Origin of the sequence: Acetobacter pomorum (genome assembly GCF_002738225.1) — a bacterium.
Classification (GTDB): domain Bacteria; phylum Pseudomonadota; class Alphaproteobacteria; order Acetobacterales; family Acetobacteraceae; genus Acetobacter; species Acetobacter pomorum.
In genome coordinates this window covers 1-14,483 of record NZ_PEBQ01000030.1, presented here as the reverse complement: position 1 = coordinate 14,483, position 14,483 = coordinate 1, and the positions used below count along the sequence as shown (strand labels likewise).

Sequence of the window (14,483 nt, the reverse complement as noted above, 5' to 3'; positions counted from 1 at the left end):
ACATCCGTCAGGCTCTATTCCGCCATGTGACAGATGCACTTGCATTTGCCTTGCATGGCGGAACAGATATCCCAAACAGGTATTACCGGCGCCGCATATGGGGTTGCGCCAGTTTTTTTTCTGCCATGCGTGCCAGACGCACAAAGGGCAGCCCCAGCAACAAGTAAGCTGCACCAACCATCAACCCTGTTCCGAAATAATCGAAATAGGAAGAGGACAGACGGATATAGGTCTGGGTCAATTCCGTAAGCGTGATGACACTGACCAGTGAAGAATCTTTCAACAACGAAATAAAGTCATTGGTCATAACAGGCATAACCAGCCGGAAGGCCTGTGGCACCACAACATAACGCAGCGCCTGTGTGTGCGTCATGTTCAATGCCAGTGCGGCTTCCATTTGCCCATGCGCAACCGACTGCAAACCCGCACGATAGTTTTCAGCCTCATATGCCGCATAGTTCATGCCCAAACTGACAACACCAGCCAGAAAAGGCGTCAGGCTGATGCCAAATTCAGGCAGGCCATAGAAAATGAACAGAACCTGAATCAGCAATGGCGTGCCACGCACCACTTCCACATAGGTTGTCGCCAACCATTGTAGTGGTTTGGGGCCATACAAGCGCAGCAATGCCAAAGCCAAACCTGCACCAACAGCCAACACCATCGCACACAGGGAAACCAGCAAGGTTAACCATGCAGCCTTTGCCAATTGTGGCAGAAAACCCATGTAGCGTTCCAGCTTAACGCGCCAGCCACCTTTGCCTTCCAATTCTGCCACATACGCATTCCATGCCGCAGGTGTGACATTAAGCGTCGTATGGTCATTGGTCAGCTGGGCCATTTCTGGCGTCCACAAGTCCCACCGCAGCAAAACACGATGCAGCGTGCCATCATGCTGCATGGTTGCCAATGCAGCGTTCACCTTGGTGCGTAGGGCTGCATTCTGCCCTTTGGCAAAGGCAATGCCATATTCCACACGGCCAATGGGTTCACCCACCACCTGTAGGGCTGGGTTGGTATCACCGTAATATTTGGCAATTGGACCATCAATCAGAATGGCATCTGTGCGACCATTGGCCAGATCCATGAACGCATCAGTTTCTTCATCATACGTCCGAAGTTGAACCTTGGCATTCTCGGTCAGAATACGTTCAGCCTGCGTATCCTTGATTGTGCCAATGGCGTGGCCATTCAGATCTGCAAGCGTTTTGAGTTGCGGGCCATTGCGCCGCACCACAATACGTTCGGATGTGATGTAATATGGATCTGAAAAATCAATACCTTCAGCGTGCTCATCTGTCATTTCAATGCCACAGATGACCATCTCATACAGGCCACGCTGCAAGCCGGGGATAAGACCATCCCAGTCATTCTGCACGAACTGCAGCGGCACACCCATGTGCTTGCCCAGTTCCTGCATCAGGTCATATTCAAACCCGGTCAGCTTGTCCTGATCTTTCAGATCATGAAACGTATAGGGCACATCCGATGATGCATCCGCAGCCCAGCGGATCGGCTTTTCTTCCTGTGCGTGTGCCACGTGCGCGCCAGCGCCCAACCAGCTTACAGCCAGCAGCATACAGACACAGCGCAGAAACAAACCCCACAAACGTGGCGGGCAATACTGTGCGTTCTGTTTCACAGAAGTGTCCTCAAAAAGCGGCGTGTCTGTTCATGGGCCGGGTTCACACACAGAACCTCCGGCGGGCCGGATTCAACAATATGGCCGCCATCCATGTAGACAATGGTATCCGATGCCACTTGGGCAAAGCGCATGTCATGCGTGACGATAATCTGCGTCATGCCCTCATCATCAAGGGTGCGCATAACCCCCAGCACTTCTTCCGCAACTATCGGATCAAGCGCTGATGTGGGTTCGTCATACAGCATAATTTCTGGCCGCATGGCCAAGGCGCGCGCAATGGCGGCACGTTGCTGCTGCCCACCAGAAAGCGAAACAGGGTAACGCTGTGCAACACGGGCCAACCCTACTTTTTCCAGCAGAGCCATAGCCTCGGCACGCTCCACTTCTCCGCCCTCACCCTTCACCACGCGAGGAGCCAGCAGAACGTTGTCCAACACTGTAAGATGAGGAAAAAGATTAAAGCTCTGGAACACCATACCCACATGGGTGCGCAGCTTATGAGCCATATGCTCATCCGCCCGACGCCAGACGGCATCTTTGCGCTCTATGGTTACCCCCATGGCGGTAACCTTACCGCTATCGGGAATTTCCAGAAAATTCAAACACCGTAAAAAAGTGGATTTTCCGCAACCGGATGGGCCGATAATAGAAACCAGCTCACCCTTTCGCACCTGCATGGATACACCACACAGGACATCCCCCTCGCCGAAATTTTTGTGCAGATGTTCCGCACTCAAAACGACTGGGTCTTCCACAGAAAACGCCGACCCGGTGCGTACCGGGTCGGCATCTTGACGTTCACCTTGAACGAATTGGTTCTCAGGCAGCTTTCGTCATCCCTCGCAAGACGTACTGAAGAATGCCACCATGCCTATAATACTCGACTTCGTCCAGAGTATCGACACGGCAAAGCAGTGGTACTTCCTGCGTGGAGCCGTCATTTCTTGTAATTGTCATAATTACATCCATGCGCGGCGTCAGTTTATCAACACCTTTGATGCTGATCACCTCATCACCCTTCAGACCAAGGGTCTTGCGGGTTGTGCCATCCTTGAACACCAGCGGCAGAACGCCCATGCCCACAAGGTTGGAACGGTGAATACGCTCAAAGCTTTCAGCAATAACGGCCTTTACGCCCAGCAACAGGGTGCCTTTTGCAGCCCAGTCACGGGAAGAGCCCATGCCGTATTCCTTGCCACCAATCACAACCAGCGGCACATGGTCCTTTTTATATTCCATGGCCACATCGTAAATGGCGCCTTCCTTCCCATCCGGGAAGTGCTTGGAATACCCACCTTCCGTACCAGGCAGCATTTCGTTTTTGATACGGATGTTGGCAAAAGTACCACGCACCATCACGCGGTCATTCCCACGGCGGGAGCCATAAGAGTTGAAGTCTTTGGGTTCAACCCCGTGTTCCATCAGGTAACGACCAGCCGGGGAATCCTTCTTGATGGAACCTGCCGGAGAGATATGGTCGGTCGTGATGTTGTCACCCAGCAGGGCCAGAATACGCGCACCTTCGATATTGCCCGGAGCTTTGGGTTCAATATCCATATGCTTGAAGTACGGCGGATCCTGCACGTAGGTGGATTTCGGATCCCACTTATAGGTTTCCGAACCCGTAGCAACCTTCAGACCCTGCCATTCCTTCGTGCCTTTGGACACGTTCTTGTAACGGTTGATAAACTCGTCACGGCTGATGGCGGAAGCAATAAGGTCAGCAATTTCCTTGTTGGTCGGCCAGATATCCTTCAGGTAAACCGGCTTGCCATCCTTGGATGTGCCCAGCGGTTCCGTCGTAATATCCTTACGCATGGTGCCAAGAAGGGAATATGCCACCACCAGCGGCGGGCTTGCCAGATAGTTGGCCCGAACGTTGGGGGAAATACGGCCTTCAAAGTTACGGTTGCCAGACAGGACAGAAACAGCAACCAGGTCGTTGTTTTCAATCGCGTCTACAATGTGAGAAGGCAGCGGACCGGAGTTACCGATACAGGTGGTGCAACCATACCCAACGGTATTGAAGCCCATGGCATCCAGATCCGTCGTCAGGCCAGAGCGGTTCAGGTAATCCGTAACAACCTGAGACCCCGGAGCCAGAGAGGTTTTCACCCATGGCTTAGGCGTAAGGCCCAGAGCGCGCGCCTTGCGTGCCACCAGACCAGCCGCAATCAGCACAGCCGGGTTGGATGTGTTGGTGCAGGAGGTAATAGCGGCAATAACAATATCGCCCTGCCCCAGATCATAGTTGGTTCCGGCAACCGGCACCTTTTTATCGGCATCGTTAGCGGCCACACCCAGAGAGCTGGTGAGTTCTTTTTCAAACGCGGTTTTGGCGCTTTTCAGCTCCACGCGATCCTGCGGACGCTTGGGCCCTGCCAGAGAAGGTACAACCGTGCTGAGATCCAGTTCCAGAACATCCGTAAAGACAGGTTCTGGCGTTTCGTGCGTGCGGAACATGCCCTGCGCGCGCAGATATTCTTCAACCAGCTTGATGCGATGTTCATCACGGCCGGTCTGACGCAGGAAGTCCAGCGTAAGCGCATCAACCGGGAAGAACCCGCAAGTTGCACCATATTCCGGAGCCATGTTGGCAATGGTTGCACGGTCAGCCACGGGCAGATGATCAAGTGCCGGGCCAAAGAATTCAACAAACTTGCCCACCACGCCTTTTTTGCGCAGCATCTGGGTCACTGTCAGCACCAGATCGGTGGCTGTTGCGCCTTCTGGCAGCTTGCCTGTCAGCTTAAAGCCGATCACATCGGGAATAAGCATGGCAATGGGCTGGCCCAGCATTGCGGCCTCAGCCTCAATACCACCCACACCCCAGCCCAACACGCCCAGACCGTTGATCATGGTGGTGTGGCTGTCTGTGCCATACAGGGAATCCGGGTAAACGTATTCCTTGCCGCCCACATTGGCGGTCCATGCCACCTGGGCAATGTATTCCAGGTTCACCTGATGGCAGATGCCTGTATCTGGCGGCACAACGGAGAAGTTTTCAAACGCCACCTGGCCCCAGCGCAGGAAGGCATAACGTTCTGCGTTGCGTTCAAATTCCAGCGTAATGTTTTCCTGCAGCGCATCTTTTGTGCCTGCATAGTCCACCATCACGGAATGGTCGATCACCAGATTGACCGGAACCATTGGGTTCACCTTCTGGGGGTCACCCTTCAGGCTCACAATCCCGTCACGCATGGCTGCAAGATCCACCACACCCGGAACACCGGTGAAGTCCTGCATTAGAATACGTGAAGGTTTAAAAGGCACTTCCTTGCTGCTGCTGCCCTTTGGCAACCAGCCTGCAATGGCCTTGGCGTCATCCACATTGTAGGAGCGCCCGTCTTCAAACCGCAGAATGTTTTCCAAAAGAACCTTCAGCGAAACCGGAAGGCGGCTTACGTCGCCAATGGTCTTTGCCGCTTCGGGAATGGAAAAATAGTGGTAGGTCTTGCCATCCACCTCAAGGGTGCGGCCTGTTTTTAGCTTATCGTGCCCAACCGTTTTCATAATCGCTCTCTCCCCGATCACAGCCGATGGCTGGTGATGCGTTCAGGACACCGTAAAATACCATTCGGCGCCGAGTGCCTGCCAGATCTGCCGGGCAACCGGCTTGATATCCCGTTGGGCCTAGAACATACCGGCAGTTGGAAAAGGCACAAGGCGGGGAGCGACCACGAGAACGCGAGCACCCCGGCTTTTGCGGCCTTGCACGGTAACAATAAGGAGAAGTGTTATCGCTGACAGTCCTTTCCCTGCTGGGCAAGCCGCCCTTGGGCCAGAAGCTGGTGCATTTCCAGCACTTTATGCCGAGGATCTCTGTGTCTTCCGTGGAGAAAGGCTGGTTCTGGACGGTATCAGCTTTCAGATGAAAGCTGGAGATGCCATGCTGCTGACTGGCCCCAACGGTGCAGGAAAGTCCACTTTGCTGCGTGTTCTGGCCGGCTTGCGCAAACCCGATTCTGGCCAGTTGCTCTGGCATGGCGAATCGGTTTTTGCCGATCGTGCTCTTCATGCCAGCCAAGTGGCTTATCTGGGGCATCAGGATGCACTCAAGCCGGGCCTGACCGTAACAGAAAACCTCGCTCTTTTTGCACGGGCCGGGCAAGGCGATATGCAGGCAGCTCTTGAAGCCATGGACCTGCTGCCCCTTGCCAATTTACCCGCCCGCCTACTTTCTGCCGGGCAGAAACGCCGTACAGCCCTTGCGCGCGTTTTATTGGCCAATGCACCTTTATGGTTACTGGATGAGCCCAGCCTTGGGTTGGATGCCAACGCCATTACCCTTTTAGGGCATGCCCTTGCTGCACATCGTCAACAGGGTGGGCTTGTTATTGCCACCACACATGTGCCCTTGCCTCTCACAAACGTGCAGCCCCTTGCATTGCCGGGTGCGGGCGATTCGGCTGCCGATACCTTCTACCAGCAGGAAGAAGACGCATGATCGGATTGTTCTGGGCCATTGTTGGGCGTGACCTCCGCCTCGCCCTCCGTCATGGGGCAGATACAATGGGAGCCATCCTCTTTTTTATTGTAACGGCTACCTTGTTTCCGCTGGCACTTGGCCCTTCTCCAGAACTGCTGCGCCATATGGCACCGGGTATTATCTGGGTATGTGCCCTGTTGGCTGCTCTTTTGCCACTAGATCGGTTATTTGGTGCAGAACTAGAAGATGGATCGCTTGATCAACTGTTGCTTCTGGGTGTCCCGGCCGCTCTTGTGGCTCTGGCCAAAATAACCGCACATTGGTTAACCACTGGTATTCCCTTGCTTTTAGCGGCTGTGCCCTTAGCAACCATGCTGGGTTTGCCAGCATCTGCCCTGCCTGTGCTTTTAGCTGGGCTTTTCCTTGGGTCTGTTGTGCTGTCTCTTATTGGGGGGATGGGTGCATCCATTGTGCTGGGTGCGCGACGCGGCGGGGTATTGCTTCCGCTTCTTACGCTCCCACTTGCCACACCCGCGCTGATTTTTGGGGCTGCAGCCATTGATGCTGCTTCCACCGGCTTGCCTTGGCAACCAGATCTGGAACTTCTGGCGGCTTTTGTGGCTGGAGCTCTTCCTCTTTGCCCATTGGCAGCAGGTGCTGGTCTGAGAGCCGCCGCTGAATAAGGGGAGATTGTTTTTATAATCTGCTGTTATGATTCCTTCAGGGCATCATAACAGCAGATTCCTCAGGCAAAATTATTTAGACGTATTGCCTGATCCTGCCTGCTGATGGCTGACAGCCTGAATATCAACCGAAGCATAACGTACGGAATTTTCCGCATCACGCAGGGCTTCGCTGGCTTTGTACGGATCATTTTTAATAAACTGGGCAGCACGGTTTACGTCCTGCCGTGTCTGTTCCAGCGGCACGGCAGCAATCACGTAATCTGCATCCACGCCAGAAACCTTCAGCACTTCAGAAGCACGATCCGGGTCACCCGCGCGCAGGTGACGATTTGCTGCTGCAACAGCTGCACTTTTTTCTGTTGTAGGTTCAACCGTTTCATCCAGTACCAGTTCGCCATCAATAGGCAGCCAAGCAACAGGTGTGGTGCTGCCTGCGCCTTTCTGTGCTGTCTGGGCCTGCTTTGTTTTGGCTGGCATCAGTTCAGCTTCGGCCTTCTGGAAAGCTGTGTTGTCAGCCCGCGCCCGGTCCAGCGCCTGCTGTGCACTTGTAATCAGGGTTTTAGCCCCTTTCAGGTCACCATCAAAAATGGCGCGACGTGCCAGCATCAGTTCTTCAAACGCCGTGTTCCCATCATCAGAAAGGCGGCCAAAGTCCTGCGTTGCCGCAGCCGTTGCTGCATTTGTTGCTGGCACAGCGGCTGTAGCGGCCGCCTGCTGCTGTGCCCATGCTGGCGCAACAGCCGTTGTTGCTGCCAGTAGAGCGCCCAACAGCATACCCGTTTTTTTCATGATCTCTCCCTTTCTGAACGCCATCCATCATGGCCTTGTTTGCGTTCTGATTGTTGAGCGAGAAAGCACGAAAGCAAAGGCAGACAAACACAAGGCAGGCCTGCCCTCACATCGGATCAGATATAATGCTCGGTTAACGGCGCAAAGCCATTAAACCCTGTGGCACAATAAGTAGAGACATAGGCACCCGCTCCCAGCAGATCAACCTGCTCCCCTGCTGCCAAGTCCAGCGGCAGCTCATAGTGCGTTTTCTCATACATGATATCCGCACCATCACAGGTTGGCCCGGCCAACGCCACACGCCCTGTAGGAGACCCATCCCGACTGGTACGAATCGCGTAGCGGATAGATTCATTTTCTGTTTCCGCCAAGCCGCCAAACCGCCCTATATCCAGATAGACCCAGCGCAAACCATCCTTGCGCCCACGTGCGCTAACCAGCACCACTTCTGAGCGTACAACACCGGCTTCACCCACAATAAAGCGTCCGGGTTCCACCAGCATTTCTGGCAACGCGTTGCCAAAATACTCAGTCATGGCCCGGAAAATGGCTGTGGTGAAGTGATCAATCTCTGGCACATCATCACGGTAACGGATCGGAAAACCGCCTCCCAGATTCACCATGCGCAAATCCAGCCCGGCTGCGCTTAAATCTGTAAACAGCGCAGCCGCACGGGCAATGGCAACCTCATAAGCTTCTGCAGAAAGCTGCTGGCTACCCACATGGAAGGAAAGACCATACGGGTCCAGCCCCATTTCTCTGGCAGCCAGCATCAGTTCCTTGGCGGATTCCACCGTGGTGCCAAATTTGCGGGACAGCGGCCATTCCGCGCCGTAGTTATCTACCAGAAGGCGGCAGTAAACCCGGCTGCCCGGTGCATGTTCGGCCAGCTTTTCCAGTTCTTCCCGGCAATCAAAAACAAACATGCGCACACCAGCCGCATATGCGGCACGGATGGCAGAAACCTTTTTGACCGTATTGCCAAAAGAGATGGAATCCGGGTTGGCACCTGCCTGCAGGCAGAGAGAGACCTCCTCCCACGAGGCGGCATCAAAACAGGAGCCAAGCTCAACCAGACGCCGCAGAATAGGCTGCGCCGGGTTTGCCTTGACGGCATAATAGATTCGAGCCTGCGGCAAAGCCTTGCCTAATGCGCAGTAGCGGTCTGCTACAGCATCCACATCAAGAACAAGACAAGGCGTTGCCGGCTTTTGCTCGGCGAAAAAACGGGTGATTTTGGGATTCATATCCCCACTCCCCCAGATCAGGCTCCTCCGCCTGAATTGTGCGGAGAAGGACGTTGCGAAACGGTCTAACGGACCAGCGACCAAAGGCAGATGCACAAAACATCCCGATTGCCAGAACGCTTGACGTCGTTGCGTAACCTCAGAGGGCCAGTGGCACGTGCGTTGCTGCGTAGGGGCGTGCATATGAGGCCAAAGCGCAACAAGTGCAAGTCAAAACCACACAAAAAATAAAAAAATATGGCACTTGCCCCCTAGGCCCGATAAGACAAGGCAAGCTTAATACACAGCATTTTATGCTTGTTTCTGGTAAAAGCACGCAAAGCTAAACCCTTGTTCCTACAGGAATGCATGCTTTTTACCGCGCACCATACCTGATTTATGGTGTGTCTTAATTTATCGCTGGTGCCGCAGAAGGTGCCGTTTACCTTAACGAAGGACGCTCCAATCCCGATGCAGGTTATCTGTCAGCCCGATACGCGCCCATCTGTGCACCCGGATTCCCACTCCCACACGCTTCATGAAAATGTGCAGCCCAATTTTTCCTGGCCTTCTGCTCTGGGACGGAAAGACTGGAAGATTATTTTACAGCGTACGGTTAAAAGCCTTATTTCCGGCCCCACCACGCTGGTTGCCGCCGGCTGCGCATTTTATACCACGCTTTCCCTTTTTCCGGCTATCAGCTCCCTGATCTCCATCTACGGGTTGGCTTTTGATGTGCAGACCGTAGCACCCCAGATGGAAGCCTTGCGCAGCCTGCTGCCCCCCAACGCTTTCAACCTGATTTATGATCGGGTGCAAACACTTGTGGCAGAGCCGCCGTCCTCTCTCACATTCAACCTGATTATTTCGGTCAGCGTGGCCCTGTGGTCGGCCTCTGCAGCAACGCGATCCATTATTTCAGCCTTGAACATCGCCTATAATACGCGTGAAAACCGTAATTTCTTTGTCTTTCAGATTACAGCCTTCGCGCTGACTCTTTGCGGCATTCTGGGCGCAGTGCTCACTTTGGCCCTTATGGTTGCGATGCCATTGCTGCTCAACCTGCCTGCATGGCTACACATTCCCACCCCTCCCGGCTCCATTGAGTTCATGGCACGGTGGAGTGGTCCTGTCGTGATGTTTACTTTTGAAACGCTGGCACTTTCTGCGCTGTACAGGTTTGGCCCCAACCGGCACATCTCCACCCAATGGCGCTGGGTTCTGCCTGGCGCCATATGCTCTACCCTCACGTGGATTGCAGCCTCTTTAGGGTTTTCTTATTACGTCGCGCATATTGCCAGCTACAGCGCCACCTATGGGCCACTGGGGGCTTTTATTGCCATCATGATGTGGTTTTTTGTAACGGCATGGGTTGTGCTGATGGGTGCCGAACTGAATGCCGAAATGGAAAGTTACGCCCGCGGCATTACCCGGCAACCTTTAGAAGTCTGATCGCCACAGACCTTACAAAATAAGGGGCTTTCCAATGGGAAGGCCCCTTTTTAATTCCGCTTCCAATTTCTGTAAAAACAGATTGATACGCTTTTAACGCCGATGGCGGGCTTTATGCAGAGCATGGCCTGTATGCGGGGCCGTATTTTGCATGGAAAGTGTGCTGTCTGCCAGACCGCCATCATCTGGGGCAGATGCCACCTCAACCGGAGCTGGCTCTACACGCACATGGGCAATGCCACTGTTTAACATTCCCAATTCCGCCGCAGCTGCCTTGGAAACATCAATAATGCGGCCACGGCTATATGGCCCACGATCATTCACCGTTACCACCACTGAACGCCCTGTATCCTCAGATACAACACGCAGCTTGCTGCCAAGCGGTGCTGTAGGGTGTGCTGCTGTCAGTCTGGCAACATCAAACCGTGCGCCAGAAGAGGTGCGCCGACTATGAAAACGCCCTCCATACCAACTGGCCACGCCCTTCTGAAAAATGCGGTGTGCCTGTTTTGGGTCAGAATCCGCTGTGGCAACTGTCTGTGCGCTACGCCCAGCCAAGGCCCGACGGACAGAATCCGCCCATGCCGTGCCACCCTGCCCTGCTTCTGCAGCCTGAGCAGCAGAAGCCGACAAAAGAGAAGACATAACAAACACACTTCCAAGAAGTGCCCGGCGCAGGGCTGACATCCGCCTTTTTACTCCATTTTCTGACATCATTCTGTCTGCCAAAAGACCGTGTTCATACTGTAAAAGCAATCTTTTTCCGTATTACGGGTGCAAATACAGTTTTATAGTCACTTATGTTCAACACGCTTATCGTGACAAAAATATGGCCTTAAAGCGCTTAACTGCACCGGCCCCATCTTTGCTAGACTGCATTTTCCTGCATCCCATTCCGCCTCTTCTCTTGGATACAAAGCGGCATCGTGCTACGGCCCCTTCCTGTTATGGAAAGACCTCTTATTGCTGTGTTAAACGGCCCCAACCTAAATATGCTCGGCCAGCGGCAACCCGAAATATACGGGCGGGCCACGCTGGACGATGTGGAACAGCTTTGCCTGCAAACAGCCGAAAAACTTGGACTGGCCATAGACTTCCGCCAGACCAACATTGAAGGCGAGCTGATCTCCTGGGTGCAGGATTGCCGCAAACGGGCACAGGGCATCATCATCAACCCGGCAGGCTATACACATACGTCTATCGCACTGCTGGACGCCCTGCTGACAACAGACCTGCCTGTTATAGAGGTTCATATCTCCAATATTCACCGCCGCGAGCCATTCCGCCATCATTCCTATGTCTCTCGCGCTGCTACAGGCGTTATCTGTGGGCTAGGCGTGGCGGGGTATTCTCTGGCATTGCAGGCAATGACCGATCTTATTCTGAATGAGGATGACTGATGAGCGGATTGCTCGTGGATGCGGAGGCCATTCGGGCTCTGGCTGACATTCTGGCCGAAACCGGCCTGACTGAAATTGAAGTATCGGAAAAGGACAGCCGTATTCGTGTTGCCCGCATGCCCGCCCCTGTGCAGGCTGTGGCCCCGGCACCTCAGGCCGTTGCCGCTCCGGCTCCGGCACCTGCAGCTGCCTCGGCGGAAGCCGCAGCACCTGCTGCTCCGGCAGATCTCTCCCGCCATCCGGGCGCTGTAAACAGCCCGATGGTGGGTGTGGCTTACCTGACACCTGATCCGTCCTCTCCTCCTTTTGCAAGTGAAGGCCAGATTGTAACCGCCGGCCAAACACTGATGCTGATTGAAGCCATGAAAACCTTCAACCAGATCAAGGCTCCCAAAGGTGGTACGCTCAAGGCCCTGCTGGTGGCTTCGGGTGATCCGGTGGAATACGGCCAGCCGCTTGCTATTATTGAGTAATGTTTTCCAAGATCCTTATCGCCAACCGAGGCGAAATTGCCCTTCGTATCCTGCGCGCCTGCCGGGAGCTAGGGATCAAGACCGTAGCGGTACACTCCACTGCGGATGAAGACGCCATGCATGTGCGGCTGGCAGATGAAGCCGTATGTATCGGGCCGCCAGCTTCGCGCGATTCCTACCTGAATGTGGCAGCCATTCTTTCTGCTGCCACCATTACAGGGGCGGAAGCCATTCACCCCGGCTATGGTTTTCTTTCAGAAAATGCTGATTTTGCCGAAACGGTGGAAGCACATGGCCTGACCTTTATTGGCCCCACGGCGGAGCATATCCGCATGATGGGTGACAAGATTACCGCCAAAACCACCATGCAGATGCTGGGTGTGCCATTGGTGCCTGGCTCTGATGGTGAACTGACCAGCCTGGAAGAAGCCCGCGAAGTTGCAGACAAAGTGGGGTATCCGGTGTTGATCAAAGCCGCCGCAGGTGGTGGGGGCCGCGGCATGAAGGTGGCCCAAACGGCTGATGATCTGGAAGACGCTTGGAAAATGGCCCGCGCCGAAGCACGCGCTGCTTTTGGCAACGATGCCGTTTATCTGGAAAAATACATGGACCGGCCCCGCCATATTGAACTCCAGATTCTGGGGGACAATTATGGCAACGTGGTTCACTTTGGGGAACGTGACTGTTCCCTCCAGCGCCGCCACCAAAAACTTCTGGAAGAAGCCGGTTCCCCAGCCCTTACGCCAGAGCAGCGCGATGCCATTGGCCAGACAGCCACGCAGGCGCTCTCTAAAATGGGGTATCGTAACGCGGGCACGCTGGAATTTTTGTACCAGGATGGACAGTTCTGCTTTATTGAAATGAACACGCGCCTTCAGGTGGAACATCCGGTGACCGAGATGGTTTGTGATGTGGACCTGGTGCGTGAGCAGATCCGTCTGGCGGCTGGTGAGCAGCTTGGTTATACGCAAAAAGATATTTCATTTTCTGGCCATGCCATTGAATGCCGTATCAATGCAGAAGACCCGGACAGCTTCACCCCCTGCCCCGGCACGGTTGCCGTTTACCACCCACCCGGTGGTTTGGGTGTGCGCGTGGATAGCGCTCTTTACACCGGTTACCGCGTGCCACCTTTTTACGACAGCATGATTGCCAAGCTGATTGTGCACGCCCCCACGCGTGAGCAGGCCATTGCCCGCATGCAGCGCGCGTTGGATGAATTTGTGGTGGAAGGCATTAAAACCGTTATTCCGCTTCATCGCCGCATTCTGGAAGATCCTGAATTCCAGAAGGGTGATTATACCATTCATTGGTTAGAACAGTTTACCGCAAAGCCGCATTAAACTGCGGTTTAGCAGGTTTCTGATTCCTCACAAAAAACCCGGTCGCATCTCAACAGGATGCACCGGGTTTTTTATGCTTGAAAGGTTATGCTTGCCAATCAGGCGCTTGGCATAACCCCAACAGCTTCCTCTTCTTCCTCATCATAAGACCGAATACGCGGGTCTTGCCCCACGCGTGGGCGAAATTCGCCACGGCGCAAAGCTGTTTCAATATCTTCCAATGTGGCCCCAGCCGTTTCTGGCACGCAGAAATAAACAAACAGAACAGAAGCAAGGTTAACGCCTGCGTAAATCCACATGGTGCCACCTAAAGAAACAGTCTGCACCAATGTAAGGGCCGTGGATGTAACCAGCAGATCAGCTCCCCACAACATGGCAGCATGCACACTGGTTGCCGCAGCACGCATAGGCAGCGGAAACAGCTCTGCCCCCAGCAACCAACCCACAACCTGAATACCGCCAGAGTTAAACAGCATAAACAGCAGCAGGAAGACCACAATCAGCCAGCTTCCCACACTTCCCTGTGCCGGATGCATGGCAAAAACAATGCCCAGCCCTACAAGACTGACAACAGACCCCGGCCCCATAATGAGCACCAGACGACGGCGGCCAATTTTATCTACAAACAGGCAGCCAAGCAGTGTCATAATGAGGTAAACAAGCGCAATACCCAGACTGGTCAGCAAAGCTGATGAACTGCCAAACCCAGCGCCAGACAAAAAGGTAGGGGTATAGTAGATCATCATTTCCAGCCCGCCCGCCTGGGTGAAAAACGCAATCCCCAATGCAGCTATCAGCGCCGGGCGCACCCAAGGCAACATCAAGCCTTTCCAACCGCGTTCATCCTCATCCAGATTCACAACATTGGCATGGATTTCGTTAATCTCGCGCTGAATAACCTTACGGGAAGAACGCACACGCCCAAGCTGTTCCACCGCCGATTCCAGGCCCTCATTTTCTGCGGCCCAACGACGCGGAAATCTCACAGAAGGGTTGTACATCGGGTTAGATTATGAAAAAGTCTGTTTTGCACAAAAGAA

At 54.1% G+C, this 14,483-nt stretch carries 12 protein-coding genes and 1 pseudogene; 6 read left to right on the top strand and 7 right to left on the bottom strand.

What is annotated here, in order from left to right; all coding sequences use genetic code 11:
* Positions 1–82: 82 nt before the first annotated feature.
* The 3 genes from CSR02_RS02175 to acnA all read right to left on the bottom strand — a co-directional run bounded on the left by CSR02_RS02175 (position 83) and on the right by acnA (position 5,158).
* Positions 83–1,642, bottom strand: coding sequence for an ABC transporter substrate-binding protein/permease (locus CSR02_RS02175; protein WP_099540408.1), 1,560 nt, complete (start codon positions 1,640–1,642; stop codon positions 83–85).
* Positions 1,639–2,400 (bottom strand): amino acid ABC transporter ATP-binding protein, encoded by a 762-nt coding sequence (locus CSR02_RS02170; RefSeq protein ID WP_099540407.1) that lies wholly within the window; start codon positions 2,398–2,400, stop codon positions 1,639–1,641. Before CSR02_RS02170 ends, CSR02_RS02175 begins: the two co-directional genes overlap by 4 nt.
* A gap of 64 nt (positions 2,401–2,464) precedes the next feature.
* Positions 2,465–5,158: an aconitate hydratase AcnA gene (gene acnA / locus CSR02_RS02165; protein WP_042787929.1), complete on the bottom strand. Its 2,694-nt coding sequence runs from the start codon at positions 5,156–5,158 to the stop codon at positions 2,465–2,467.
* Between the two features lie 190 nt (positions 5,159–5,348).
* Between acnA and ccmA the strand changes: the two genes are divergently transcribed.
* Positions 5,349–6,092 carry a heme ABC exporter ATP-binding protein CcmA gene (ccmA, locus tag CSR02_RS02160; RefSeq protein ID WP_099540406.1) on the top strand — a complete coding sequence of 248 codons (744 nt, stop codon included), beginning with the start codon at positions 5,349–5,351 and terminating at the stop codon, positions 6,090–6,092.
* The gene (gene ccmB, locus CSR02_RS02155) at positions 6,089–6,757 is read left to right on the top strand and encodes a heme exporter protein CcmB (RefSeq protein ID WP_042787927.1); all 669 of its coding nucleotides are present in this window, start codon (positions 6,089–6,091) and stop codon (positions 6,755–6,757) included. The genes ccmA and ccmB overlap by 4 nt, the downstream gene beginning before the upstream one ends.
* Positions 6,758–6,829: 72 nt before the next feature.
* Here the strand turns inward: ccmB and CSR02_RS02150 are convergent, their stop codons facing one another.
* Positions 6,830–7,549 (bottom strand): YfdX family protein, encoded by a 720-nt coding sequence (locus CSR02_RS02150; RefSeq protein ID WP_244176721.1) that lies wholly within the window; start codon positions 7,547–7,549, stop codon positions 6,830–6,832.
* A gap of 116 nt (positions 7,550–7,665) precedes the next feature.
* Positions 7,666–8,979 carry a type III PLP-dependent enzyme gene (locus CSR02_RS02145; protein ID WP_183172654.1) on the bottom strand — a complete coding sequence of 438 codons (1,314 nt, stop codon included), beginning with the start codon at positions 8,977–8,979 and terminating at the stop codon, positions 7,666–7,668.
* A 267-nt stretch (positions 8,980–9,246) separates the two neighbouring features.
* Between CSR02_RS02145 and CSR02_RS02140 the strand changes: the two genes are divergently transcribed.
* Positions 9,247–10,227, top strand: a complete 981-nt coding sequence (locus tag CSR02_RS02140; RefSeq protein WP_244176720.1) for a YihY/virulence factor BrkB family protein — start codon at positions 9,247–9,249, stop codon at positions 10,225–10,227.
* Between the two features lie 93 nt (positions 10,228–10,320).
* Here the strand turns inward: CSR02_RS02140 and CSR02_RS02135 are convergent, their stop codons facing one another.
* A complete protein-coding gene (locus tag CSR02_RS02135; RefSeq protein WP_099540402.1) occupies positions 10,321–10,914 on the bottom strand; it encodes a septal ring lytic transglycosylase RlpA family protein in 594 nt (197 codons plus the stop codon).
* 260 nt (positions 10,915–11,174) lie between these two features.
* On the opposite strand from CSR02_RS02135, the gene aroQ reads away from it, so the two are divergent.
* From aroQ to accC, 3 genes are read left to right on the top strand one after another with little or no spacing between them, the layout of a single operon-like run.
* Positions 11,175–11,627 (top strand): type II 3-dehydroquinate dehydratase, encoded by a 453-nt coding sequence (gene aroQ, locus CSR02_RS02130; protein WP_003626846.1) that lies wholly within the window; start codon positions 11,175–11,177, stop codon positions 11,625–11,627.
* The gene (locus CSR02_RS02125) at positions 11,627–12,100 is read left to right on the top strand and encodes an acetyl-CoA carboxylase biotin carboxyl carrier protein (protein ID WP_099540401.1); all 474 of its coding nucleotides are present in this window, start codon (positions 11,627–11,629) and stop codon (positions 12,098–12,100) included. The genes aroQ and CSR02_RS02125 overlap by 1 nt, the downstream gene beginning before the upstream one ends.
* Positions 12,100–13,443, top strand: a complete 1,344-nt coding sequence (gene accC / locus CSR02_RS02120; protein ID WP_042787920.1) for an acetyl-CoA carboxylase biotin carboxylase subunit — start codon at positions 12,100–12,102, stop codon at positions 13,441–13,443. Before CSR02_RS02125 ends, accC begins: the two co-directional genes overlap by 1 nt.
* Positions 13,444–13,541: 98 nt before the next feature.
* Here the strand turns inward: accC and CSR02_RS02115 are convergent.
* Positions 13,542–14,414, bottom strand: a pseudogene (locus CSR02_RS02115) (MFS transporter); the annotation flags it as partial.
* Positions 14,415–14,483: the final 69 nt, after the last annotated feature.